Consider the following 24,331-nt stretch of genomic DNA (forward strand, 5'->3'; position numbering starts at 1 on the left):
CCCACCCCCACCCACGCCGCCCAAACCCTCGGCACAAGGACACGACGGCGTCCGAGCTCAATAATCATCCAGATGATCAAACAGCCCCGGCTGGCTCACCGCCTCGCGCTCCCGGAATCCCCCCAATCCCACCCCCACCAACCGATACCGCGTCTCTGCCGGCAGATCCACCCGCGCCCGCAACGCCAGCGCGATATCCCGCAACTCCTCCATCGACTCCGGCGGCGACTCCGGCGTAAAACTGCGCGTGATGATCCGGAACTGCGACGTCTTCAACTTCAGCACCACCGTATGCCCCACCCGCTCGGTCTTACGCGTCGCGTGCCACGTCTTCCCCGCCAGCTCAACGATCGCCGCCTCCAGTGCCTCCAACGGCAGATCCTCGGCGAACGTATCCTCTGACGAAATCGACTGCACCGGCTGGTCCGGCTCCACCGCACGCTCATCGATCCCCCGCGCGCGACTGTACAACCGCGCACCGAATGTCCCGAAGCGGCTCTCCAGCACCTCCAGCGGCAGCGCGCGCAGATCGCCCACCGTCGCGATCCCCAACTCCGCCAGCTTGCCCGCCATCACCTTGCCCACCCCCGGCACCCGGTTCACCGGCAACGGCGTCAAAAACCGCTCCACCCGATGCGGCGGCACCACGAACTGACCGTCCGGCTTGCGCCAGTCCGACGCGATCTTCGCCAGGAACTTGTTCGGCGCTATTCCCGCCGACGCCGTCAGCTGCGTCTCCTCGCGGATCTGCGCACGGATTACCTCGGCAATCTCGGTGGCCACCGTCATCCCGCCCTTGTGCACCGTCACATCCAGGTAGGCCTCATCGAGCGACAGCGGCTCCACCAGATCCGTGTGCCGCAGGAAAATCTCCCGCACCTGCCGGGACACCGCCTTGTAACGCACGAAATCCGGCGGCACGAACACCGCATCCGGACACAACCGCTCCGCACGCAGCGCCGGCATCGCCGAGCGGATCCCGAACACCCGCGCCTCGTACGATGCCGCGCATACCACCGACCGCGCGCCCTTCCACGCCACCACCACCGGCCGCCCGCGCAGCGACGGATCGTCGCGCTGCTCCACCGACGCGTAAAACGCGTCCATGTCCACATGAATGATTTTGCGCAGAACCGACACGGCGGGAAGACTCGGACCTGGAAGCGGATTGCTAGATGAACAAGATTACAGCCACACGCCTGAGTATGGTCTTTTCATAACAACAACATGCGGTTTTCAAGCTGAAAACACTACGCCAGCGTACGGTTAAAACGTTTGATTGAATCGCTTTTCCTCTGCACTCTTGCGCACTTGTATCCCAGCAACATAGCCGACCCACGGCCGGCTTTACCCGATGGCAACTTCTCCAGGATTGCGCTTTCCATGACTCGTCTCCACGCGTTCTCGCGCGAACAACTGCTGGCCAGCGCCCGCGGTGAACTGTTCGGCCCGGGCAGCGGTCGCCTGCCCAACGATCCGATGCTGATGTTCGATCGCATCACCGACATCCGCGACGACGGCGGCCCACACGGCAAGGGACTGGTGCGCGCCGAACTGGATATCCGCCCGGACCTGTGGTTCTTCGGCTGCCATTTCATCGGCGACCCGGTCATGCCCGGCTGCCTCGGCCTGGATGCCATGTGGCAGCTCACCGGCTTCTATCTCACCTGGCTCGGCGCCCCCGGCCGCGGCCGCGCCCTGGGCTGCGGGGAAGTGAAGTTCACCGGACAGGTGCTGCCCGAAGCGAAGCTGGTGAGCTATGAAATCGACATCACCCGCGTCATCAACCGCAAGCTGGTGATGGCCCAGGCCGACGCCCGCATGCTGGTGGACGGCCGTGAAATCTATTCCGCCAAAGACCTCCGCGTAGGTCTGTTCACCTCCACCGAGAACTTCTGATGCGTCGCGTCGTCATTACCGGAATGGGCATCACCTCGTGCCTGGGCAACGATCTGGACACCGTGTCCGCCGCACTGCGTGAAGGCCGTCCCGGCATCCGCAATCTGCCGGACCATGCCGAAGCCGGCCTACGCAGCCACGTCGGCGGCAACATCGAACTGGACCTGGACGCGCAGATCGACCGCAAGCTCAAGCGCTTCATGAGCGATGCCTCGGCCTATGCCTACATCGCCATGCGCGATGCGATCGCCGATGCCGGTCTGGACGCGGCGCAGGTCGCCAACCCGCGCACCGGCCTGATCGCCGGCTCGGGCGGTGGTTCCAGCCAGTGGCAGGTCGAATCGGCCGACATCCTGCGTGCGCGTGGCGTGCGCAAGGTCGGCCCGTACATGGTCCCGCGCACGATGTGCTCCACGGTGTCGGCATGCCTGGCCACCGCGTTCCAGATCAAGGGCCTGAGCTACTCGCTGTCCGCGGCCTGCGCGACCTCCGCCCATTGCATCGGCGCGGCCGCCGACCTGATCCGCCACGGCGCCCAGGACGTGATGTTCGCCGGTGGTGGTGAAGACCTGCACTGGTCGATGAGCGTGATGTTCGACGCCATGGGCGCGCTGTCCACCCGCTTCAACGAGACCCCTGCCTCGGCCTCGCGCCCGTACGACAAGGACCGCGATGGCTTCGTCATCGCCGGTGGTGGCGGCATGCTGGTGCTGGAAGATTACGACCACGCCGTGGCCCGTGGCGCACGCATCTACGCCGAGCTGGTCGGCTACGGTGTCACCTCCGATGGCGCCGACATGGTGGCCCCGTCCGGTGAAGGCGCGGTGCGCTGCATGAACATGGCGATGGCCAACCTGTCCGGCCCGATCGATTACCTCAACACGCACGGCACCTCGACCCCGCTGGGCGATGTCACCGAGCTGAAGGCCGTGCGCGAGGTGTTCGGCGAAGCGATCCCGCCGCTGTCCTCGACCAAGGCGCTGTCCGGCCATTCGCTGGGTGCGGCAAGCGTGCACGAAGCGATCTACTGCCTGCTGATGATGCGCGACGGTTTCATCGCCGGCTCGGCCAACATCGGCGAGCTCGATCCGCTGGTGGAGGGCTTCCCGATCGTGCGCCAGAGCCAGGATGCGCAGTTGAACACGGTGATGTCCAACAGCTTCGGTTTCGGCGGCACCAACGCGGCGCTGGTCTTCGGCCGGGTGTGATGCGCGGTTGATGCAGTGATGAAAAAGCCCGGCCACTGCGCCGGGCTTTTTGCCTTGGGTCCGGCGGTCGTGCTTCGGGCAGGAAAGGCAGCCGAGCATGGCTCGGCTCTACCGAAACGTTCCGCAGCAGGCCACATGACCGGACGCCGTGCGGGCAATCCCGCACCACGCGTGGACGGATCACGCGCCGGCAATCCCGCACCACGTGTGGACGGATCACGCGCCGGTAATCCCGCACCACGCGTGGGCGGATCGCGCGCCGGTAATCCCGCATCACGCGTGGACCGATCACGCGCCGGTAATCCCGCACCACGTGTGGACGGATCACGCGCCGGCAATCGCGCATCACGCGTGGACCGATCACGCGCTGGTAATCCCGCATCACGCGTGACCGGTAGTGCCGAGCCATGCTCGGCAACCGCGCGCAGCGCGGCACACGCACCCGAAGCCAACATTCATCAAACCGCCATCGGCGTTGCCGGCGTAGCTTCTGCCCGTCGCGCTCGGTCCGGCGGTCATGATGCCGGCAGGAAAGGCAGCCGAGCATGGCTCGGCTCTACCGATGCGTGATCAGGCCACCTGACCTGATCACGCGCCGGCAATCCCGCATCACGCGTGGACCGATCACGCGCTGGTAATCCCGCATCACGCGTGACCGGTAGTGCCGAGCCGTGCTCGGCAACCGCGCGCAGCGCGGCACACGCATCCGAAGCCAAGATCCGTCAAACCGCCATCGGCGTTGCCGGCGTAGCATCTGCCCGTCGCGCTCGGTCCGGCGGTCATGATCCCGGCAGGAACAGCAGCCGAGCATGGCTCGGCTCTACCGATGCGTGATCAGGCCACCTGACCTGATCGCGCGCCGGCAATCCCGCACCACGCGTGACCGGTAGTGCCGAGCCATGCTCGGCAACCGCGCGCAGCGCGGCACACGCATCCGAAGCCGCCATCCGTCAAACCGCCACCCGGCGTTGCCGGCGTAGCTTCTGCCCGTCGCGCTCGGTCCGGCGGTCATGATCCCGGCAGGAAAGGCAGCCGAGCATGGCTCGGCTCTACCGATGCGTGATCAGGCCACCTGACCTGATCGCGCGCCGGCAATCCCGCATCACGCGTGACCGGTAGTGCCGAGCCATGCTCGGCAACCGCGCGCAGCGCGGCACACGCATCCGACGCCAACATCCATCAAACCAGCGTCGGCGTTGCCGGCGTAGCTTCTGCCCGTCGCGCTCGGTCCGGCGGTCATGATGCCGGCAGGAAAGGCAGCCGAGCGTGGCTCGGCTCTACCGTAGATGCGGCAGCAGCAGCGCGTGCGCGTCTACCAGCGAACCGACGATGCGGTGGCCCAGCGCGCGCAGTTCCTCGTCGGGATGGACCAGGTCGGGCACCTGGATCGCGGTCATGCCCGCGCCCACCGCCGCGCGGATACCCGCCGGCGAATCTTCCAGCGCCAGGCAGCGCGCTGGCGCCTTGCCCAGTTTCTGCGCAGCCAGCAGGTAGATGTCCGGCGCCGGCTTGGGATGGGCGACGTCGCTGCTGGTCACCACCACGTCGAAGAAATCCAGCAACCCGGACGCCGCCAACTTGCGCGATGCCCGCGGCTGCCGCGTCGAGGTCGCCACCGCGCGCGGCACGTCGTGCTCGCGCAACAGCTGCAGCAGTTCCAGGATGCCCGGCCGCAACGGCAGCCCGGCGTGCGTGCGTTGTTCGTAAAGGTCGTGGCAGCGCGCGAACAGCGCCGCCACCTGGTCCGCATCGATGCGCTCCAGCAGCAGGCATTCGCAGTCGCGATCACCCAGCCCGACCATGCGCAGCCAGAAGCCGTCCTCGAATGGCAGCCCCCGTTCCTGCGCGGCCTGGGACCAGCACTCGACCGACACCCGCTCGCTGTCGATCATCAACCCATCCATGTCGAAGATGACCGCGTCAGGCAGGAACGGCAGCGCAGCGATCTGGCTCATGGCACGTCGAACAGGGTTTCCAGGTCGGCAGCATCCAGCGTGCGCCACTGGCCTTCTTCCAGCCCGTCCAGCGACAACCCACCAATGCGGCTGCGGTGCAGCGCCTCGACATGGTTGCCGACCGCAGCGAACATCCGCCGCGCCTGGTGGTAGCGGCCTTCATGCAGCACCAGCTGCGCCTGGCGCGGGCCGTTCACGTGCAGCTCGGCCGGCAGCAGCGGCTTGTCGTCCGATTCCAGCAACAGGCCGCCACTGGCAAAGCGCGCGGTTTCATCGCCGCGCAGGTCTTCGGCCAAGGTCACCTCATAGGCCTTGTCCAGGCGTGATTTGGGCGACACGATCCGGTGCAGCAGCGCGCCGTCGTCGGTCATCAGCAGCATGCCGCTGGTGTCCCGGTCCAGCCGGCCCACCGAGGACAGCACCGGCGCGCGCTCGCGATACCGCGGCGGCAGCAGGTCGTAGATCAACCGACCCTTGTCCTTGGTCGAACAGGTGTAACCGCGCGGCTTGTGCAGCATCAGGGTCAGCCCCTGCGGGGGGTCCAGCGGCTCGCCCTCGACCCGGATCGCCTCGTGCGCGATCACGTCATCGGCATACAGCACCTCGCCGTCGGCATCGGTGACCAGGCCGGCGCGGAACATCCCCTGCACCTGCTTGCGGCTGCCATAGCCGAGGTTGGCCAGAAGCTTGACCAGTTTCATGCACGGTCCCAGTTGCGGCCGCGCGGGCTGTCCTTGACCCGGGTCGGCTCGCGGGTGCGGCCGGTGTCCTTGGCCTTGGTCGCCTGGATCAGCTTGAAGCCGTCACGTTCGGCGGCCACGCGGACCTGGCCGAAGCTGTCGTTGAGGATCTGCTCGTACGGCAGGTGGGGGTTGGCCACCAGCCACATCCGCCCACCCGGGCGCAGCGCCTGCGCGGCCACGGCGATGAAACGCTGGCCGATGTCGGGGCGGTCGGCACGCGACGGAGTGTGGAACGGCGGGTTGGTGACGATGAAGTCGTACTGGCCTTCGATGCCGGCGGTGACGTCCTGCCAGTGGTAGGCCAGCGCCGCGGGCTTGTTCAGCGCGCACAGGTTCTCGCGCGCCAGCGCCAGGGCGCGGCCTTCGGCCTCGAACAGGTCCAGCCCGGTCACGCCCGGGCAGCGCGCCAGCACTTCAGCCGACAGGTAGCCAAAGCCGGCGCCCAGGTCGGCGCCTCGGCCGGCCAGGTCGGCCGGCAGCTGCTCCACCAGCAGCGCCGAGGCCGGGTCGATGCGGTCCCAGGCGAAGATGCCCGGACGGCTCTGGAAGCGGCCGCCCAGGATCGCCCGCGGCGCGTCCAGGGTCGCCCAGCGCTGGGCCAGCGCGGCGTCGTGCTGGCCGTTCAGCGGCGCGGTCCAGTAGGCGCGGCAGTGGTTCTTGGTCAGCTTGCCGCCCAGGCCGGCCAGCTCCTGCAGGTCGCCTTCACCGGAGCGCGCGCCTTCATTGTTGTGCTGGCAGGCCACCACCACGCCACCCGGCGCGGTCAGGGCCAGCGCCCGGGCGAACAGGGCCCGGGCTTCCTCGCGCTGGCGCGGCGGCAACACCAGCACCACGGCGTAGCGGGTGGTGTCGCTGGCCAGCTGCTGCTCGTCGCGCACGGTCCAGCCGCTGGCTTCCAGCGCGTCGGCGAACGGTCGGAAGCTCTGCTCGCAGACCAGCTGGCCCGGCTGGGCATGTTCGCGCAGCGGCCAGCCATCGCGGGCGCGCAGGAACAGCACCGGGCCGGCGGGCCAGGACAGCACGCCACTGGCGAACGGCAGGAACAGGGTTTCCAGGGGAGCGTCGTGCTGGGCAGCCATCGGGAGGCACATCTTGAAAGGAGACGGCCATTCTACCGGTTCGCCCGGATCGGCCCCGCCCCGGGCCGATTTGCGTTTATTCAACGCCGCGTTGATCCCCTGCCAACATCCCAACCGTCAGGGTGGAGGCTCACTTGCGATGGAGATGGCTCATGCGTGCATTGTTTGTCGGTGGCGTAGTCGACAACAGCGAGATGGACATGGAGGGCGCGCAGCCGCCAGTGCATTACCCGCAGGACAGCGGCGGCGGCCACTCGCGCTACCGCCTGCACCAGGTGGGCAAGCAGGCCGACGGCAGCGTGGCCTATGCGGTATACGGCGCGCCGGACATGGCCGATGACGAGGTGGCGCGGGTGGCCGACGAACGCGCTTACGCCCGCCGGTTCGAGGCCGAGCCGGAGGTGTTCCAGCACTGAGCCGGCCCGTCTGATCCGGCGTATTCGAGCCGGATCAGCCCAGGCAGCTTGCCGCCCGTCATTCCACCGGCGGCAACTGCCGGATCGCGGCGATCCGGTCCAGCCACACCAGGTGCTGCTGCACCGGGGCATCCAGGTCGTCCAGACGCAGCTGGCCGTTGCTGCCCTCGTTCTCGTCGGCGTCGCGGTACTGCTGAAGCGTCGGCTGCACCGCGACCGTGCCCAGCACGCGGCTGCCATCGTCGAGGGTCACTTCGACCCGGGTTTGACCGTGCAGCTGCGGCAACAGTGCTTCAAGGGCGGCGATCCGCGCCGGATCGGTGTGGATGGTGGGGGCATAACGGGACATGTGGACTCCTGTGGCGTACCCGGTCGATTGTGGGCATGCCGCCGTCAACGGTCCGGCAAAGCACGTCGCTGGTTGCCGAGCACGCTGCGCACGGCCGAGACCAGTTGGGCCACCGAATACGGCTTGGCCACGTGCTCCTGGAAGCCCGAGGCCAATGCGCGCTTGCGGTCATCGGCGCGGGCCAGCGCCGTCACCGCCACGGCGGGCAACGCGTCCGCTTCCACGCCGATGTCTTCGCGCAGGGTCCGCACCAGGCCGTAACCGTCCATGCCGGGCATGCCGATATCGGTCAGCAGCACGTCGATGCCGGTGTGGCCGCCCTGGTCGAGCAGCGCCAGAGCTTCACCGGCCGAAGTCGCTGCGGTGACTTCCGCGCCCTGCTCCTCCAACAGCCGGCGCAGGTACTCCAGCACTTCGGGTTGGTCTTCCACCGCCAGCAGGCGCAGGCCCTTGAGCGGATACGGCTCGATGATCTGTTCGCCGATCGGCCCGCTGAATACCTCGCGCAGCGGGCGACCATCGGCCTGCGGCTGGTAGTGCGGCAAGCGCACGGTGAACGTGGCGCCGTGGCCAGGGCCTTCGCTGGCGGCCGACACCGCGCCGCCGTGCAGTTCAACCAGCTGTTGGGCGATCGCCAGCCCCAGTCCCAGCCCACCATGACGCCGCGTGGTGGTGCCATCGGCCTGGCGGAAGCGGCTGAACAGGTGACGCAGGAATTCCGGGGCGATGCCGTCACCGGAGTCGGCCACGCTGATCGACCAGTGGCCGCCATCGGCGCGCAGGGTCACCGTGACGGTGCCCTCGGCCGGGGTGAACTTGATCGCATTGGAGAGCAGGTTCCACAGCACCTGCTGCAGCCGGGTGGCATCGCCCAGCACCAGCGCCGGTTCCTCGGGCAGCACCAGGCTCATCTCCAGTGCCTTGCCCTCGGCGACCAGCTCCTGGGCACCCATCGCCTCGGTCAGCTGGGCGCGCAGGTCCAGCACTTCCACTTCCAGCTGGACCTTACCCAGCAGCATGCTGCTGAGGTCGAGCATGTCCGAGATCAGGCGCTTCTGCGCCATCGCGCTGTTGGCAATGACGCCCAGGCCCTTGAACAGCGGGCTGGTGTTGTCCACCCGCTGCAGCAGCAGTTCGCTCCAGCCCAGGATGGTGGTCAGCGGGGTACGCAGTTCGTGCGACAGCGTGGCCAGGAACTCGTCCTTCAACCGCGCCATGTTCTCGGCGGCACTGCGTGCGGCGCGCTCGGACTGCAGCAGCTCCTCGCGTGCCATCTCGATTTCGCGGCGCTCGGTCACATCCGGGCTGCTGCCGGCCAGGCCGATGAACCGGCCCATCCGCGAGAAGCGCGGACGCGCGTTCATTTCCAGCCAGCGCCACTGCCCATCCGCGCGGCGGCCGCGTACCAGCGCGTGCATCGAGCGCTGCGCTTTCAGCGCTTCCTGCAGTTCGTAGTCGAACACCGACGCATCGTCGGGATGCACCAGGCCCTGCCAGACCGCTTCGGGTACGCGCTCGTCGCCACCGAAGAACTCGGTGAACGCGCTGTTGACGAACCGGGCGTGGCCCAGCTCGTCCAGCACCCACACCGGCATCGGCAACCCGTCGGCCAGGGCACTGAAACGCGCTTCGCTTTCGGCCAGTTCCACTTCGATCTGCTTGCGGCTGGTGATGTCGAAGAACACCACCGCCACCTGGTTGTCGCCCGGGGCGCCGACGCGCACCGCTTCGACCGAATACCAGCGTCCCAGCGCACGCGCTTCCTGCTCGAACTGCTGGGGTTGGCCGGTCGCGGCAACCTCACCATAGACCTCGAACCATTCGGTTTCGTGCCCCGGCACCACCTCGGTGACGCGCTGCCCAAGTACGCCGATCAGCCCTGTATTTCGCTCGAACGCCTCGTTGAACTCCAAAAACCGGTAATCGACGGCGATCTTGTCCTCAAACAACACCTCGATCACGCAGAAGCCGGCATTCATCTGCTCCAGCATGCTCCGGTACAGGCCGGAATCTGCCGCAGGCGTCATGAAAGGGGAACGTTCAAGGGTGGAAGTGGGCAGGCTGGACAAAGGCGTCAATGGGGCAACTGGCGAAACGGAGGTATACAGCATCTTCCAGACCGCGTATTCGTAGCGTCAAGCGCGGGGTCAGGCGGGTTCGGGTTCTGACGTAGGTGAATTCGCGGCAACCGGGGGCTGCGGCAGGGGGCGTGTCGATTGTCCCACCCGGCGAACAGGAACACACTCAAGCCCGGATCCGTCTGTGATCGTGATCGAGGAGTCGCCATGAACCGCAAACCTTTGGTAGCCGGACTGTTGACCTGCCTGCTGGTGATCGGCTGCGCCAGCGCGGCCCCGCGTTCGGTCACCGATCCCCAGGCACCGCGTGCCTTGAGCGGCGATGGCCCGGTCAAGGTCAGCTGGACCGACCCGGCCCAGTTCACCGAAATCCGCCAGAGCAGCAACCGCTTCGAGGCCGAGCGCGGCGACTGGGTGCAGCAGTTGGCGCAGTACGCGCAGAAGACCGCCGGCAAGCAGTTGCAGCCAGGGCAGACCCTGGAGGTGACCATCACCGACATCAAGCGCGCCGGCGACTACGAGCCCTGGCACGGACCGCGCGGCACCGATATCCGCATCCTGCGCGACGTCTACCCGCCGCGGATCACGCTCAGCTATACCCTGCGTGACGCCCAGGGCCAGGTGCTGGCCGAGGCCGAGCGCAAGCTGTCCGACACCGGCTACCTGCACAACATCGGCATGCAGCGCGATACCGATCCGCTGCGCTACGAGAAGCGGCTGCTGGACGACTGGGCCCAGCGCGACCTGCGCGCCCCGGCCACCGCCAGCAACTGACCCGGATTGCGTAACGCCACGCCATGCGTGGCACTGACGGTGCCCAGCCACGCAGGGCGTGGCTCTACCCGGTTCTCACCCTTGCAGGACGTGCGGCACCCGTTTGACCGCACACGGCAGCTGGTACGCACTGACCCCGCACAGCGGCGCCAGCACATCCAAACGCGGCGATTGGCCCCACAAGGTGACGGTGCTGCCCACCCCGGCCTGCGGCAGGTCGGTGATATCCACGGTGAGCATGTCCATCGATACCCGCCCGATCAGCGTGGCCGCGTGGCCGTCGATCACCACCGGCGTGCCATTGGGCGCGAACTGCGGGTAGCCATCGGCATAACCGAGCGCCACCACGCCCACCCGGGTCGGACGCTGCGCAACGAAGCGCGCGCCATAGCCGACCGGCTCGCCGATACCGATCTCGCGCACGGCGAAGATCTTCGACTGCATGGTCATCACCGGGCGCAGGCGCTCGGTCAACGTCGAGTGCGTGGGCAACGGATTGGCCCCGTACAGCATCAGGCCCGGGCGCACCCAGTCGCTGCGCACGTCCGGCCAGCCCAGCAGCGCCGGTGAGTTGCACAGGCTTGTTTCGCCCGCCAGGCCTTCGATCGCCGCGGCGAAGGTGTCGGCCTGCTCGCGGGTACGCGGGCTGTCCAGTTCATCGGCACGCGCCATGTGGCTCATCAGCACCATCGGCCCGACCTGCGGCAGCGCGCTCAGGCGCGCGTGCGCGGTGCGGAAATCGGCCGGCGACAGGCCGAGACGATGCATGCCGCTGTCCAGCTTCAGCCAGATATGCAGCGTGGCATCGGTGTCGAACGCGGCCACCGCATCGACCTGCCACGGCGCACCGACGGCGAACCACAGGTTGTGCTGCACGATCAGCGGCAGCTCGTCGGCATCGAAGAACCCTTCCAGCAGCACGATCGGCGTGGTAATGCCGGCTTGGCGCAGTTCCAGCGCCTCTTCGATGCAGGCCACGCCGAACGCGTCGGCCTCGCCCTGCAGCGCGCGCGCGCACGCGATGGCACCGTGCCCGTAGGCATCGGCCTTGATCGCGGCCAGCGTCTTGCGGCCACCACCGAGGTCACGGGCGAGGCGGAAATTGGCGCGCAACGCGTCCAGGTCGATCAACGCGCGGGCTGGGCGCATGCTTTGGGCTCACTATGAACAACGGATGCGGCGGTATGGCCGTAACGGAAGATATCCAGGCCTTCGGTGCTGATCTGCGGCTGACGCGCGCTCATCAGGTCGGCCAGGTAACGGCCCGAACCGCAGGCCATGGTCCAGCCCAACGTGCCGTGGCCGGTGTTGAGGAACAGGTTGCGGTACGGGGTGGCGCCGATCACCGGCGTGCCATCGGGGGTGGCCGGGCGCAGCCCGGTCCAGAACTCGGCGCGCGACAGGTCGCCGCCGTGCGGGTACAGATCGCCCACCACCTTTTCCAGGGTGGCGCGGCGGCGCGGCGACAGCGACAGGTCGAACCCGACCACTTCGGCCATGCCACCGACGCGGATGCGGTCGTCGAAGCGGGTGACGGCCACCTTGTAGCTTTCGTCCAGGATGGTCGAGGTCGGCGCCATTGCCGCGTCGGTGATCGGCAGGGTCAGCGAGTAGCCCTTGAGCGGGTACACCGGCAGGCGCAGGCCCAGCGGGTCCACCAGCGAGGGCGAATAGCTGCCGAGCGCGACCACGTAGCGGTCGGCGGTTTCCAGCTTGCCGTCGATGCGCACCCCGGTGATGCGGTCACCATCGGTCTGCAGGCCGGCGATGTCCTGGTCGAAGCGGAACTCAACCCCGGCATCGACGCACATCTGCGCCAGGCGACGGGTGAACAGCTGGCAGTCGCCGGTCTGGTCGCGCGGCAACCACAGCGCGCCGACCAGTTTGTCGGCCACCCCGGCCAGCGCCGGCTCGTGGGCGATGATGCCCTCGCGGTCGAGCACCTTGTAGGGCACGCCGTACTGGGCCAGCACTTCGATGTCCTGCGCCGAGGCGTCCAGCTGCTGTTGGGTGCGGAACAGCTGGGTGGTGCCCAGGTCGCGGCCTTCGAATTCGATGCCGGTCTCGCGGCGCAGCTCGTTCAGGCAGTCGCGGCTGTATTCGGACATGCGCACCATGCGCGCCTTGTTGATCGCGTAGCGCTCGTGGGTGCAGTTGCGCAGCATCTGCGCCAGCCACGCGTACTGGCGCCAATCCAGGCCGGGCCGGATCGCCAGCGGGGCGTGTTCGGAGAACAACCACTTGACCGCCTTCAGCGGCACGCCGGGGGCGGCCCACGGCGAGGTGTACCCGAACGACAGCTGGCCGGCGTTGGCGAAACTGGTTTCCAGCGCCGGACCGGGCTGGCGGTCCACGACCGTGACTTCAAACCCGGCCTGCCGCAGGTACCAGGCACTGGTGGTGCCGATGACGCCGCTGCCAAGGACTAGAACGCGCATGCTGCTTCTCCAACCCGATCATTCCCTGCACTGGAGCGTGCCGGGACCATATTTACGGAAGTATATTCCGGCCAAACCCAGCTTTTCGCCTGTTTTTAGCAGCGATGGCAGGGTATTGTCCTGCCAACCCCCATGCCTGGATGACGCCAATGGCCGTGCGCCCCCGCGAGCTGGACAAGATCGACCGCAAGATCCTGCGCATCCTGCAGGCCGAGGGCCGGATCTCCTTCACCGAGCTGGGCGAACGGGTCGGCCTGTCGACCACGCCCTGCACCGAGCGGGTACGCCGCCTGGAGCGCGATGGCGCCATCACCGGCTACTACGCCAAGCTCGATCCGCACTACCTCAAGGCCAGCCTGCTGGTGTTCGTGGAGATCAGCCTGGCCTACAAGTCCGGCGACATTTTCGAGGAGTTCCGGCGCGCCGCGTTGAAGTTGCCCAACGTGCTGGAATGCCACCTGGTCTCGGGCGATTTCGACTACCTGCTCAAGGCCCGCATCAGCGAGATGGCGTCCTACCGCAAGCTGCTCGGCAGCACGCTGCTGACCTTGCCGCACGTGCGCGAATCCAAGAGCTACATCGTGATGGAAGAGGTCAAGGAAACGTTGATGTTGCCGATTCCGGATTGAGTTGGGCGGCCACCAAACGCGAAAGGCGGCGCGCTTGCGCGCACCGCCTCGGGTCGTGGAATGACGCGCGCGTCAGCGCTGCTGTTTGGAACCGGGGCTGCGCTGGTCCGGCTGCTTGCCGCCCTTCTGGTTCTGCTGGTCCCACTGCTGCTGGTTCTGCTGGCCGGCCTTCTGGTGCTGCTGCTGACTGCCCTGCTGTTCCTGCTGCGGCATCTTCCCGCCCTTCTGGTTCTGCTGGTTGGTCATGATTGCACTCTTCTGAAAAACCTTGGAATACGCCGCATTCCGGCGCACGCACAGGGTTCCGGAAAAACGGTTAATCGCAGGCGAAAAAACAGTGAGCGCAATCGTTGACGCACATGACTGCGGGGCGCGGTTGTGGAGCGTTCATCGATGGCGCGCTGCGCGTGAGGTCATGCTGGCATCGAACGCCGCATCGCTACGGCAGTCGACCGTGGGTCGTCCTTACCGCCAGTTACGGCTTGATCTGCTGGCCGTTGCCGCTGGGGATGGCGTCGTAATACCGGCCGGTACGGGTATCGAGCACGCGGTTGGGGCCGACCTGCTTGGCACCGGGAATGATGCGGCCGTGGCGGTCGTACACCTTGGGCTGCAGGGTCGGGCCCTGGATCGGCTGGGCCGGGCCGTCGCCCTGGGCCTGGATCGGATGAGTCCGCAGCTGCTGCTGGACCTGGCTGTCGGACTTCACCGGCGCCATCTGCCCGGACAGGCTGTCGACCGGGGCCGGACGCACCGGCGTGGGCAGCGGCGTGGGGCTGGGCTGGGTGACCACCACGGGGCGGGTCTTGGTCGGGCTCGGCGGCGGCCCGATCTGCGCCATGGCCGCGGCCGGCAACAGCACCAGCAGCGCAGCGGCGAGGCAGGGGTGGCGGGACATGGCAGGCTCCGGCGGGGATCAGGACTCCACCTTGCACCCACGCGGGTATCAGCACCATGAACATCGCCGATCAAGGCCGCGCGGGTTGAAGCGCCCGCCGCCGGCCCAATCTTGAACCCACCCCCGCGAGGAACCGCCATGACCGCCTTCGATCTCTCTCCCCCCAGCGACGCCCAGCGCCAGGCCCTGGTGGCCGGTCTCAGCGCCGATGAGCGCCGGGTGCTGCTCCAGCACGGCACCGAGGCGCCTTACTGCGGCGTGTTCCTGGACAACAAGCAGGACGGCGTCTATGGCTGCCGCCTGTGCGGGCTGCCGCTGTTCCGTTCCAGCACCAAGTTCGACTCCGGGACCGGCTGGCCGAGCTTCTTCGCCCCGTTCGACCCGGCGCATGTGCGCGAGATCCGCGACATCAGCCACGGCATGATCCGTACCGAGATCGTCTGCGCGCGATGTGACAGCCATCTCGGCCATGTGTTCCCCGATGGTCCACCACCGACCCACGAGCGGCATTGCCTGAATTCGGTCTCGCTGTCGTTCACCCCCAATGGCGAACCCTACCCGGACCCATTGCAGCGCGGCGGCGCCGAAGCCCAGCCCGCGGGTTGACGTCGCGGGCGGCGGACTGAAGCGACCGGCTCGGACCGGTGGGTGCGGGCCGCAGGTCCGCACATCGGCGTCGCAAAAGTGTGACATCGAACAAACGCCCCCTTCAGAAAACCGGGGGACGGGCCGACATGGAGGTATCCCCTACTCCGCGCCGGCCCCATGCTCATCTTCGTTGGATTCCTCATCGTCATCATCAGCGTGCTCGGCGGCTACCTCGGCGCGCACGGCAAGCTGGCCGCCCTGTGGCAACCGTACGAACTGGTCATCATCGGCGGCGCGGCGCTGGGCGCGTTTCTGGTGGGGACCCCGGTCAAGACCGTCAAGCAGACCCTGCAGGCCACCATCGGCGTGTTCAAGGGCCCGGCCTACAAGCAGCAGGACTACATCGACGTCCTGAGCCTGCTCTACGAACTGCTCAACAAGGCCCGCCGCGAGGGCTTCATGGCGCTGGAAGACCATGTCGAGCGCCCGGCCGAAAGCAGCATCTTCGCCAACTACCCCAAGGTGCAGGCCGACCACCACCTGGTCGACTTCATCACCGATTGCCTGCGCCTGATGATCGGCAGCAACATCGAACCGCACGAGCTGGAGCCGCTGCTGGAGATGGAGCTGGAAAAGCACCACGCCGAAGCCATGCAGCCCTCGGCGGTGCTGAACAAGGTGTCCGACGGCCTGCCCGGTTTCGGCATCGTGGCCGCGGTGCTGGGCATCGTGATCACCATGGGCTCGATCGGCGGTGAGATCACCGAGGTCGGCGCGCACGTGGCCGGCGCGCTGGTCGGTACCTTCCTGGGCATCCTGCTGGCCTACGGCTTCGTCAGCCCGCTGGCCGCGGCCGTGGAAGCGCGCGCCGAACAGGACAGCCGTATCTACGAGTCGGTCAAGACCGCCCTGCTGGCCTGCCTGCGCGGCTACAACCCGAAGATCGCCCTCGAATTCGCCCGCAAGACCCTGCCCTCGAACGTGCGCCCGGGTTTCAGCGAATTCGAACAGCACCTCAAGACGGTCAAGTAAGGCACCGCCATGGCCGAGAACAAACCCACCGTCATCGTCCGCCGGGTCAGGAAGGCCGGCCACGCCGCCCATCATGGCGGCGCCTGGAAGGTTGCCTACGCCGACTTCGTCACCGCGATGATGGCCTTCTTCCTGGTGCTGTGGCTGATGGCGGCCACCACCAAGCCCGAGCGCGCGGCCATTTCCGAGTACTTCCGCAACCCCAGCCCGCTGGCGGGGCAGAGTCCGACTGCCGCGCCAGGCATGGCCGGTCCCGGCGGCGCCAGCACCTCGATGATCAAACTGGGCGGGGCCACCGACATTTCGAGGGGCAACAGCAACGACCCGTTCCAGAACCAGCAGGCGGCCAAGCCGGTGCCGCAGACCGAGCGCGAGCGCGAGAAGCAGCAGCTGGAGGCGCTCAAGCAGGAACTGGAAGAAGCGATCAGCAAAAGCCAGGCGCTGGAACCGTTCAAGGACCAGTTGCTGCTGGACCTCACCCCGGAAGGCCTGCGCATCCAGATCGTGGACAAGCAGAACCGGCCGATGTTCGACATGGGCAGCGCCGCGCTCAAGCCGTACACGCGCGACATCCTGCGCGAGCTGTCGCAGTTCATCAACCACGTGCCGAACCGGATCAGCATCACCGGCCACACCGACACCACCGCCTACAACGCCGTGCACGGCTACAGCAACTGGGAACTCAGCGCCGACCGCGCCAACGCGGCCCGTCGCGCCCTGCTCGACGGTGGCATGACCGAGGAGAAGGTGACCCGCGTGGTCGGGCTGTCCTCCTCGGTGTTGTTCGACAAGACCCAGCCGGACAATCCGATCAACCGCCGCATCAGCATCGTGGTGATGACCAAGGCCGCCGAAGCCGCTGCGTTGGCCGGTGCCGGACAGGAACTGGCGCTGTCGCCGACCGCTGCCGACCCGGACATCCAGGCGGCGCAGGCACCGGCGGGGTCACCCTGACGGAAGGAAGCCGGGCGTGGGCAGCTGGTCAGCCGTTCGGATGGACGGCGGGCCGGTCGGACGCCCGAATGGTCGGGCCATGCACGCCTGGCGCTGTTGGCGCCGCACGACCGGACGAGAAGTACGTGCCTTGGTAGGTCGCGCCCCGGCCGACTGCACGCAGGTGGGCAACGTTCGATGTGGCATGACCCTCAACGCAGCTGCCGGTTCCGGGCGCCATATCGTTTCGAGGTCATGCGTTCCCGGGCGTGGGCGGTCCATCGGCAGTCGGCTGCGACCCGACCCTACCGGCGGGTCCTGCGTGGGCGGGCCGTCCGCGCCGCGCGTGCCTGTGTGGAGCCTGTCCGCAGGGACGGGCCGACGGCAGCGGCCAACCCCATTACAATGGCGGTCTTTCCCTGTGTAGATAGACGCCACCATGTCCAAGCAGTCCAAGGCCAAGCGCGACAAGCGCAAGAAGCAGCAGCCCAAGCGCCCGATCAACCGCCTCAACGCCCAGCAGCCGGTGCAGAACCATGCCGTGCTGACCAACGAAGAGGGTCAGGTCGTCGCCGCGATCGGCCTGCAGGGCACCGAATGGCTGCTGGCCATCGGCGGCCAGACCATGGGCAACGCCGACAACCCGGTGCCGATGCTGGCCATGCTCAAGCACCTGTCCAACGTGCAGGAAAAGGAAGGCCGCAAGGTCAACCTGGAATACTCGAGCCAGCTGCAGCAGCTGATCGATGACCTGGCCGCCGACGAAGGCAAGACCGCCGACGAGTACCTGGCCCAGCTGGTCTCCGAGTTCGAAGGCGTGGAAGGCGAAGAAGGCGACGACGCCGAAGACGCCGAAGACGCGCAGATCGTGGACGAGGCCGGCACCGACGCCGCAGCCGAAACCGCCCCGGCCGCCAGCGACGACAAGCCGCAGGCCTGAGCCACGGCAATCCGGTGACGGTCTATATCGACGATGCGGTCCATCCCTGGCGCGGCGAGCGCTGGGCGCATCTGATGGCCGACACCCTGCCCGAGCTGCACGCCATGGCGGCGCAGCTCGGGATTCCCCGCCGGGCGTTCCAGAACCGACCCAGCGGCGCCCACTACGACGTGCCCGCCCCGCTGCGTGCCCACGCCATCGAACTGGGCGCGCAAGCCATCTCGCGGCACACCGACCGCGCGCTGGTCAAAGCAGTCATCGCCAACGCGCGCACGCAATACCAGCCGTAGTGCCGGCCGCTGGCCGGCAACCTCATGAACCTGCCAGCGCACGCTGCGTGCCGGCCGCTGGCCTGCAACCTCATGAACCTCTCAGCGCACGCCGCGTGCCGGCCGCTGGCCGGCAACCTCATGAACCTCTCAGCGCAGGCTGCGCGCCGGCCATTGGCCGGCACATGCTGTCAGGGGGCTTTTACGCCGGATGCGAGGGGCAGCCGACCAACGGTCGGCTCTACCGGTCTCTCAGAACGGGTCGCTGCCCGGTCGCACTTCCACGCCCAACAACGAGCACAGCGCCAGCATCGCGTCGTCGTCGCGGCTGAGCGCCATCCAGCCGGCCAGGCCGTCGTTGCCGGTGTCCACGCTCCACAGCGAGTAGTTCTGCTCGCGGAGGCGGTCGTAGGCGGTGCCCATCAGCACCGAGGCGTCCACCTTGGCGGCGAAATCCTCGTCATCCAGGTCGCCGCCCCAGTCCAGCTGCAGGTTCCAGCGCGCGGACAGCTCGTTGACCGCCGACATCAGCGCATCGGCATCCTCACGGTCCACCTCGAACCCGGACTGCCAGGCGATGGCGGCCATCAGCGGCGGCAGCCAGTCGGCTTCTTCGTCGATCTCCTCGCCGGCTTCCAGCACCGCCTCGCGCCAGCGGTTGAACTGCTGCAGGCCCAGCTCTTCATCGCCCGGGTTGATCAGCACGAACAGGTTCCAGATCCGCGCCTCGAAATCGTCTTCGTCGAAATCGCGCTCTTCTTCTTCGAAGTCGAAATAATCGCTGTTGTCAGGCATGACCGGTATTCCTGTAGGCAGGCGGGCATTCTGCCGTGCAGTGGCGTTGGCAGGAAGCGAAATTCGGCCGCGGGGCCGCCGCGGTTTATCCTGTACGTCTGGAAGATGGCCGTGGTGGCCATTACGACGCACTGACCATGAGCGATACCCCTCCCGATCACCTGGCGATCAACCCGACCAGTCCCTTCCATGATGGCCCCGCGCTTGAGCGTGGCGTCGGCATCCGTTTCAACGATGTCGAGCGCGACAACGTCGAAGAATATTCGGTCAGCGAAGGCTGGATCCGCGTACAGGCCGGCAAGGCCCGCGACCGCCGTGGCAACCCGATGACCATCAAGATCAAGGGCACCGTGGTGGCGTATTACCTGGACCAGAAGCCGGACGCCTGATCCACCGCACGGGGGTAGAGCCACCCCATGGGTGGCTGCTTTCCGGGCCGGGCGCAGGCCAGACCTTCGGCGTTGCGACAGCCACCCATGGGGTGGCTCTACCCGTCGGTCGGGCGCAGGCCGACATCGGGCATTGCGACAGCCACCCATGGGGTGGCTCTACCCTCCGGATTTATGGTTTACCCGCGCTGGCGCGTTTCCAGCAGGTCCAGGTTGCGGATCAGGCGGCGCGAGACCTCATCGGAGATCGTGCCGCGCCGGGTCAGCCGGAACAGTTCCTCGCGCTCGGCGGTCAGCCCGGCGCCGCGCAGCTGGCGGTAGCCCTCTTCCATCCGCCGCACCTTTTCCGGGTCCGCATCGGGTCCGTCGTCCTTCTCCAGGTTGCGCTGGTACAGCAGGCTCACCCGCGAGGCGGCGTCGTTGTACAGCTGCACGTTCTCGGTGGTCTGGTTCTGCACCAGTTGCTGGCGCATGCGTTCCACCCCGGCCAAGGCCGCCTTGGACGCCAGTCGCCGTGCCAGGTCCTCGGCCTTGCGCTCGCCCGAATCGGCCGGCAGCTCCAGGCCCTTGAGCAGGCGCGGCAGCGCCACGCTGGCCGCCACCAGCGAGAACAGGATCACCGCCGCCGCCAGGAAGATCACCAGGTCGCGCGCGGGGAACGCGCTGCCATCGGGCAGGAACAACGGCAGGGTGAGCACGCCGGCCAGGGTGATCGCACCGCGCACGCCGGCCACCGAGGTCGCCACGACGATGCGCCACGAGGTGCCTTGCCGTACTTCGCCGCGATGGCGGGCACGCAGGACGCTCCAGCGCAGCGACACCCACACCCAGGCCAGGCGCAGCACGATCAGCGTCAGGTTGATCACCACCACGTACACCAGCAACCACCACGCGCTGTGGTGGCCGCTCTCGCTGACGGTGGTGATCGCGCGATCCACGATGCCCGGCAGCTGCTCGCCGAGCAGCACGAACATGATGCCGTTGAAGCTGAACTGCAGCATCCCCCACACCGCCGCGCGCTGCACGCGCATGCTGCCGGAGACGCGACCGGTCAGCTCGACGTAGCTCATGGTGATGCCGGCGGCCACCGCCGCCAGGATGCCCGAGGCATTGGCTTCTTCAGCCAGCAGGTAGGCCGCGAACGGAATCAGCAGGTTGACCAGCAACGCCGCGCCCGGCTCTTCACCGAAACGCCGCCACAGCCAGCGCTGGAACGTCGATACCCCCAGGGTCACCGCCACGCCGATCGCAAGGCCCGCCAGCGCCACCCACAGGAACGTCAGCGAGGCGGTCGCCAGCGAGAAGCTGCCGGTCATCACCGCGGCCACCGCGAAGCGGAAACAGACCAGGCCGGACGCATCGTTCAACAACGATTCGCCTTCCAGGATGTGCATCAGGCGCTTGGGAATCGGCGCGCGCGAAGCGATTGAGCCCACCGCCACCGGATCGGTCGGGGAAATGATCGCGGCCAGCGCGAAGGCCACCGCCAGCGGCATCACCGGGATCATCCAGTGGATCAGGAAGCCGGCGCCGACCACGGTGAACACCACCAGCCCGAGCGCCAGCTCCAGGATCACGCCCTTGTCGCGGAACAGGCCCTGCTTGGGAATACGCCAGCCATCGAGGAACAGCAGCGGCGGCAGGAACAGCAGGAAGAACATTTCCGGTTCCAGCGCGTGGCCACGATTGAACACCCCGGCGATCACCGCCCCCAGCCCGATCTGCACCAGTGGCAGTGGCAAGGACAACGGCAATACCCGGACCAGGTAGCCGCTGGCGACAACGGCCACCAGCATCGCCAGGACGACTTCAATGGTATGCATGTATTTTCCAGTGGACGGCGCGAGGGGGAGGCTGCGAGGCAGCCGGCGCCGGAAACTGCAAAAAAACTACCACACCCGTCCGCCGGAGCGAACGCCGACGCGGCCCAGGCTCAGTCGCTGGACAGCAGCTGACGCGCGCTCCAGGCAGTGACATCGGCCTCCATTGCCGGCGTCAGCGCGTGATCGGCCACGTAGCTGCGCAGTGCGTGCGCCACGCCCAGCGCCTGCAGACGCGCCGATGCAGCGGTAGCCAACGCGAACGGCAACGTGCTGTCATCGCGTCCGTGCAGGATCAGACCCTGCACGCCACGGCGGGCGATGTCGGCCGGGATGTGCGGTGCGATCTCCGGCAGGATGCGCCCGGACAGGATCGCAAACTGCCGCGCCACCTGCGGTGCGGTGAGCGCGATGCCTGCGCTCATGATCCCGCCCTGGCTGAAGCCGGCCACCAGCGTGTGCGCGGCATCGATGCCGAGCTGCGCCTGCTGGTCGCGCACGTACGCGATCAACAGACGACGGCTGGCCTCGGCCTGTGCGGGATCGATCACCGGCCCGTTCGCGCCGAACTGCACCGTGAACCAGCCAAAGGCATCCGCAGCGAACGCGAGCGGACCGCGTGGCAGCAGCACCTGCAAGCGCGGATCCAGCCCATGGGCCAGCGCCTGCAGTGATCGTTCATTGCCGCCCACGCCATGCAACAGCACCACCAGCCCCTGCGCCGGCCCCGTGGCCGCACGTACCACCGTATGCAGGCTGCTCACGCAGCCGCCTGGCCGTCGAAGCGGTAGATGTCCATCGCCAGGAAACCGGCATCGATACCGGCGTCGATGCGCTGCGCGCCCAGCACCTCGCCGCCGGCCGCGCCCATGGCCAAGTGCAGCGGCTGCAGGTGCTCGTCACTGGGGTGCGCCTGCACCGCATGCGGCGCGCGGGCGCGGTAATCCAGCAGCGCGGCACTGTCATTGGCCTGCAGGCGCTGCTCCACCCAGTCGATGAAGGGGCGCACGTACGGCGCTTCCTTGCCCTCGGCGTAGTTGCCCCAGTCGTGCAGGTTGTGGGTGATGCTGCCCGAACCGATCACCAGCACACCCTGCTCGCGCAGCGGTGCCAGCGCGCGGCCCAGTGCGTACTGGTGGGTCGGCCCCAGCAGCGGCTGGATCGCCAGCGGTACCACCGGGATGTCCGCCTGCGGGTACAGGAAGCGCAGCGGTACCCACGCGCCATGGTCCAGGCCCCGCCGTGGATCGATCGCGGCAGGCAGGCCGGCAGCATCCAGCCGTGCGGCGATCTCGGCCGCCAGCGCCGGATCGCCCGGCGCCGGGTACTGCAGGTCGAACAGCGCCTGCGGGAAACCGCCGAAGTCGTGGATCGTCGGTGGCTGCGCATGCCCGCCCACCGCCGGCTGGTGGGTGAGCCAGTGCGCCGAGGCCATCACGATCGCGCGCGGACGCGGCAACTGCTTGGCCAGCGTCGCCAGGCGCTTGCCGACCAGACCGGGGTTGAGCGCGGTCATCGGCGAACCGTGGGAGATGTACAGCGAGGGCAGACGGGACATCACAGACTCCAGGAGAAGAACATCGATGCAGCCGCGCTCAGCGCGACACCAGCGTCCACTTGCCATCGCCGATGCAGAACAGCACCAGCAGTGCGAACGCCCAGAACGCCGGGTATTCCCAGCCACCGCCGGCATTGGCGAAGCTGAAACCGTTGGCACCGTGCACGCTGACGATGGTGCCCAGCAGCAGCGGCACGCCTGCCAGCCCGACCCAGCGCGCGTAGATGCCGAGCAGCAGCGCGGCGGCCAGGGTGAGTTCCAGCGCGATGGTCAGGTAGCCGAGCGCACCGGGCAGGCCCAGCGAGGCGAAATAGGCGGCGGTGCCGGCCGGGGTGAACACCAGCAGCTTGGTCAGGCCGTGCACCAGGAACAGCGCACCCAGGCCCCAGCGCAGCAGGCTGGCGCCCAGCGGGGCAAGTGCGGAAACACGTACAGGGGACGGTTGCATGGGGGACCTCGCGGATTAGGATGGGCACAGGTTATTGCGCTCACTCACGGCGATAAATACGATCAGACGACGCTGTTTATTACGGGAAATGAAACAATGGACACTCTCGAGGCGATGCGTGTGTTCGTGGCCGTGGTCGAGCGCAATGGCTTCAGCGCGGCGGCCCAGGCGCTGGACCTGTCCACGGCAGGGGTGACGCGGCAGATCGCGGCGCTGGAGAAGCGACTGTCCACCCGTTTGCTCAACCGCACCACCCGCCGGGTCAGCCCGACCAGCACCGGTGCGGCCTATTACGCGCAATGCGTGCAGCTGCTGGCGCAGTTCGACGCGCTGGAGGCCGGGATCGGCGCGCAGGCGCTGGAGCCGTCCGGGCTGCTGCGGGTCAATGCGCCGGTGAGCTACGGCATCGCCCGGCTGGGCCCGCTGCTGGCCGGCTACCGCGCGCGCTACCCGCAGGTGCAGTTGGAGCTCTCCCTGTCCGACCGCCTGGTGGACATGGTCGAAGAAGGCTACGACGTGGCCCTGCGCATCACCCGCCAACCGAGCCCGGCGCTGATCGCGCGCAAGCTGGCCGACACCCAGATCACCCTGTGCGCGGCTCCGGCCTATCTGGACGCGCGCGGCCGTCCGCAGCAGCCCGAAGATCTGGCCGACCACCAGTGCCTGGGCTACAGCTACTGGGGCGGTGGCGACAGCTGGCCGTTGCGCGGGCCGCGCGGCGACGTTTCCGTGGCGGTGCGCGGCGGCCTGCGCGCGAACAATGGCGATGTCCTGCGCGAAGCGGCGCTGGCCGGGATGGGCATCATCCTGCAGCCGGATTTCCTGGTCGGCGACGCCCTGGCCGACGGCCGCCTTGAACGCCTGCTGCCGGACTGGGACGTCGCCCCGATCGGCATTTACGCGGTCTACACCAGCCGCAATCACCTTGCTCCGAAGGTACGCAGCTTCATTGATTACCTGGTGGAAGCGTTGGGCTGAGGGTGCGCGCTTGATTGCGCTGATCTTTGCGAACAGCAGCGCTTCTGTTTTCCGGAAGGAGGGGCCCGGGTAGGGCTCGACGGGACACGCCGTGAACCCATCCATGGGGGCTCGT

The 24,331-nt window shown here is 67.7% G+C and carries 27 protein-coding genes; 12 read left to right on the top strand and 15 right to left on the bottom strand.

Features of this window, described 5'->3' with window-relative positions:
* Window positions 1–57: 57 nt before the first annotated feature.
* Window positions 58–1,140 (bottom strand): DNA polymerase IV, encoded by a 1,083-nt coding sequence (gene dinB / locus AC1DQP_RS02845; protein WP_478051067.1) that lies wholly within the window; start codon window positions 1,138–1,140, stop codon window positions 58–60.
* A gap of 243 nt (window positions 1,141–1,383) precedes the next feature.
* On the opposite strand from dinB, the gene fabA reads away from it, so the two are divergent.
* Together fabA and fabB are read left to right on the top strand one after the other, a co-directional pair.
* A complete protein-coding gene (gene fabA, locus AC1DQP_RS02850; protein WP_038690696.1) occupies window positions 1,384–1,899 on the top strand; it encodes a 3-hydroxyacyl-[acyl-carrier-protein] dehydratase FabA in 516 nt (171 codons plus the stop codon).
* Window positions 1,899–3,107: a beta-ketoacyl-ACP synthase I gene (gene fabB / locus AC1DQP_RS02855; protein ID WP_256775160.1), complete on the top strand. Its 1,209-nt coding sequence runs from the start codon at window positions 1,899–1,901 to the stop codon at window positions 3,105–3,107. The genes fabA and fabB overlap by 1 nt, the downstream gene beginning before the upstream one ends.
* 1,277 nt (window positions 3,108–4,384) lie before the next feature.
* Here fabB and AC1DQP_RS02860 read toward each other — a convergent pair.
* From AC1DQP_RS02860 to AC1DQP_RS02870, 3 genes are read right to left on the bottom strand one after another with little or no spacing between them, the layout of a single operon-like run.
* Window positions 4,385–5,062 (bottom strand): HAD family hydrolase, encoded by a 678-nt coding sequence (locus AC1DQP_RS02860; RefSeq protein ID WP_457317952.1) that lies wholly within the window; start codon window positions 5,060–5,062, stop codon window positions 4,385–4,387.
* Window positions 5,059–5,763 carry a pseudouridine synthase gene (locus AC1DQP_RS02865; protein WP_256775158.1) on the bottom strand — a complete coding sequence of 235 codons (705 nt, stop codon included), beginning with the start codon at window positions 5,761–5,763 and terminating at the stop codon, window positions 5,059–5,061. Before AC1DQP_RS02865 ends, AC1DQP_RS02860 begins: the two co-directional genes overlap by 4 nt.
* Window positions 5,760–6,884 (bottom strand): class I SAM-dependent methyltransferase, encoded by a 1,125-nt coding sequence (locus AC1DQP_RS02870; RefSeq protein ID WP_478051068.1) that lies wholly within the window; start codon window positions 6,882–6,884, stop codon window positions 5,760–5,762. The genes AC1DQP_RS02865 and AC1DQP_RS02870 overlap by 4 nt, the downstream gene beginning before the upstream one ends.
* A gap of 152 nt (window positions 6,885–7,036) precedes the next feature.
* Here AC1DQP_RS02870 and AC1DQP_RS02875 point away from each other — a divergent pair, with 152 nt between their 5' ends.
* On the top strand, window positions 7,037–7,300 hold the full coding sequence (locus tag AC1DQP_RS02875) for a hypothetical protein (RefSeq protein ID WP_256775156.1): 264 nt from the start codon (window positions 7,037–7,039) through the stop codon (window positions 7,298–7,300).
* Window positions 7,301–7,358: 58 nt separating this feature from the next.
* Here AC1DQP_RS02875 and AC1DQP_RS02880 read toward each other — a convergent pair whose 3' ends face one another.
* Together AC1DQP_RS02880 and AC1DQP_RS02885 are read right to left on the bottom strand one after the other, a co-directional pair.
* Window positions 7,359–7,649, bottom strand: coding sequence for a DUF3247 family protein (locus tag AC1DQP_RS02880; RefSeq protein WP_457317954.1), 291 nt, complete (start codon window positions 7,647–7,649; stop codon window positions 7,359–7,361).
* 44 nt (window positions 7,650–7,693) lie between these two features.
* Window positions 7,694–9,760 (bottom strand): ATP-binding protein, encoded by a 2,067-nt coding sequence (locus AC1DQP_RS02885; protein ID WP_457317955.1) that lies wholly within the window; start codon window positions 9,758–9,760, stop codon window positions 7,694–7,696.
* A gap of 174 nt (window positions 9,761–9,934) precedes the next feature.
* Between AC1DQP_RS02885 and AC1DQP_RS02890 the strand changes: the two genes are divergently transcribed.
* On the top strand, window positions 9,935–10,501 hold the full coding sequence (locus AC1DQP_RS02890; protein WP_256775153.1) for a DUF3016 domain-containing protein: 567 nt from the start codon (window positions 9,935–9,937) through the stop codon (window positions 10,499–10,501).
* 75 nt (window positions 10,502–10,576) lie between these two features.
* Here the strand turns inward: AC1DQP_RS02890 and alr are convergent, their stop codons facing one another.
* Together alr and AC1DQP_RS02900 are read right to left on the bottom strand one after the other, a co-directional pair.
* On the bottom strand, window positions 10,577–11,650 hold the full coding sequence (alr, locus tag AC1DQP_RS02895; RefSeq protein WP_256775152.1) for an alanine racemase: 1,074 nt from the start codon (window positions 11,648–11,650) through the stop codon (window positions 10,577–10,579).
* On the bottom strand, window positions 11,629–12,939 hold the full coding sequence (locus AC1DQP_RS02900; protein WP_457317956.1) for a D-amino acid dehydrogenase: 1,311 nt from the start codon (window positions 12,937–12,939) through the stop codon (window positions 11,629–11,631). The genes alr and AC1DQP_RS02900 overlap by 22 nt, the downstream gene beginning before the upstream one ends.
* Window positions 12,940–13,088: 149 nt before the next feature.
* Here AC1DQP_RS02900 and AC1DQP_RS02905 point away from each other — a divergent pair, with 149 nt between their 5' ends.
* Complete coding sequence (locus AC1DQP_RS02905; protein WP_256775150.1) at window positions 13,089–13,568, top strand: Lrp/AsnC ligand binding domain-containing protein; 480 nt, start codon at window positions 13,089–13,091, stop codon at window positions 13,566–13,568.
* 72 nt (window positions 13,569–13,640) lie between these two features.
* Here AC1DQP_RS02905 and AC1DQP_RS02910 read toward each other — a convergent pair whose 3' ends face one another.
* Both AC1DQP_RS02910 and AC1DQP_RS02915 read right to left on the bottom strand, forming a co-directional pair.
* A complete protein-coding gene (locus AC1DQP_RS02910) occupies window positions 13,641–13,814 on the bottom strand; it encodes a lana protein (protein ID WP_256775149.1) in 174 nt (57 codons plus the stop codon).
* Window positions 13,815–14,043: 229 nt separating this feature from the next.
* Window positions 14,044–14,466, bottom strand: a complete 423-nt coding sequence (locus AC1DQP_RS02915; RefSeq protein ID WP_457317957.1) for a classical arabinogalactan protein 4 — start codon at window positions 14,464–14,466, stop codon at window positions 14,044–14,046.
* Window positions 14,467–14,604: 138 nt separating this feature from the next.
* Between AC1DQP_RS02915 and msrB the strand changes: the two genes are divergently transcribed.
* The 5 genes from msrB (at window position 14,605) to AC1DQP_RS02940 (ending at window position 18,249) form a co-directional block, all read left to right on the top strand.
* Window positions 14,605–15,072 carry a peptide-methionine (R)-S-oxide reductase MsrB gene (msrB, locus tag AC1DQP_RS02920; protein ID WP_256775147.1) on the top strand — a complete coding sequence of 156 codons (468 nt, stop codon included), beginning with the start codon at window positions 14,605–14,607 and terminating at the stop codon, window positions 15,070–15,072.
* Window positions 15,073–15,231: 159 nt separating this feature from the next.
* Complete coding sequence (gene motA / locus AC1DQP_RS02925) at window positions 15,232–16,086, top strand: flagellar motor stator protein MotA (protein ID WP_256775146.1); 855 nt, start codon at window positions 15,232–15,234, stop codon at window positions 16,084–16,086.
* Window positions 16,087–16,095: 9 nt separating this feature from the next.
* The gene (gene motB / locus AC1DQP_RS02930) at window positions 16,096–17,040 is read left to right on the top strand and encodes a flagellar motor protein MotB (protein WP_478051069.1); all 945 of its coding nucleotides are present in this window, start codon (window positions 16,096–16,098) and stop codon (window positions 17,038–17,040) included.
* A gap of 418 nt (window positions 17,041–17,458) precedes the next feature.
* Window positions 17,459–17,959 carry a hypothetical protein gene (locus tag AC1DQP_RS02935; RefSeq protein ID WP_457317959.1) on the top strand — a complete coding sequence of 167 codons (501 nt, stop codon included), beginning with the start codon at window positions 17,459–17,461 and terminating at the stop codon, window positions 17,957–17,959.
* A gap of 14 nt (window positions 17,960–17,973) precedes the next feature.
* Entirely contained in the window at window positions 17,974–18,249 is a 276-nt protein-coding gene (locus AC1DQP_RS02940) for a DUF4031 domain-containing protein (RefSeq protein WP_457317960.1), read from the top strand.
* Window positions 18,250–18,480: 231 nt separating this feature from the next.
* Here AC1DQP_RS02940 and AC1DQP_RS02945 read toward each other — a convergent pair whose 3' ends face one another.
* Window positions 18,481–19,023 (bottom strand): DUF6630 family protein, encoded by a 543-nt coding sequence (locus AC1DQP_RS02945; protein WP_256775142.1) that lies wholly within the window; start codon window positions 19,021–19,023, stop codon window positions 18,481–18,483.
* Window positions 19,024–19,160: 137 nt separating this feature from the next.
* On the opposite strand from AC1DQP_RS02945, the gene AC1DQP_RS02950 reads away from it, so the two are divergent.
* Window positions 19,161–19,412, top strand: coding sequence for a DUF3297 family protein (locus AC1DQP_RS02950; protein ID WP_256775141.1), 252 nt, complete (start codon window positions 19,161–19,163; stop codon window positions 19,410–19,412).
* 179 nt (window positions 19,413–19,591) lie between these two features.
* On the opposite strand, the gene AC1DQP_RS02955 is transcribed toward AC1DQP_RS02950, so the two are convergent.
* The 4 genes from AC1DQP_RS02955 to AC1DQP_RS02970 all read right to left on the bottom strand — a co-directional run bounded on the left by AC1DQP_RS02955 (window position 19,592) and on the right by AC1DQP_RS02970 (window position 23,238).
* The gene (locus tag AC1DQP_RS02955; RefSeq protein ID WP_256775140.1) at window positions 19,592–21,235 is read right to left on the bottom strand and encodes a Na+/H+ antiporter; all 1,644 of its coding nucleotides are present in this window, start codon (window positions 21,233–21,235) and stop codon (window positions 19,592–19,594) included.
* Window positions 21,236–21,345: 110 nt separating this feature from the next.
* A complete protein-coding gene (locus tag AC1DQP_RS02960; RefSeq protein WP_478051070.1) occupies window positions 21,346–21,996 on the bottom strand; it encodes an alpha/beta hydrolase in 651 nt (216 codons plus the stop codon).
* The gene (locus tag AC1DQP_RS02965) at window positions 21,993–22,790 is read right to left on the bottom strand and encodes a DODA-type extradiol aromatic ring-opening family dioxygenase (RefSeq protein ID WP_457317963.1); all 798 of its coding nucleotides are present in this window, start codon (window positions 22,788–22,790) and stop codon (window positions 21,993–21,995) included. The genes AC1DQP_RS02960 and AC1DQP_RS02965 overlap by 4 nt, the downstream gene beginning before the upstream one ends.
* Before the next feature lie 37 nt (window positions 22,791–22,827).
* On the bottom strand, window positions 22,828–23,238 hold the full coding sequence (locus AC1DQP_RS02970; protein WP_256775137.1) for a DoxX family protein: 411 nt from the start codon (window positions 23,236–23,238) through the stop codon (window positions 22,828–22,830).
* 96 nt (window positions 23,239–23,334) lie between these two features.
* Here AC1DQP_RS02970 and AC1DQP_RS02975 point away from each other — a divergent pair, with 96 nt between their 5' ends.
* The gene (locus AC1DQP_RS02975; protein WP_457317964.1) at window positions 23,335–24,216 is read left to right on the top strand and encodes a LysR family transcriptional regulator; all 882 of its coding nucleotides are present in this window, start codon (window positions 23,335–23,337) and stop codon (window positions 24,214–24,216) included.
* Window positions 24,217–24,331: the final 115 nt, after the last annotated feature.

It is taken from the genome of Stenotrophomonas sp. P5_A8 (assembly GCF_056400545.1).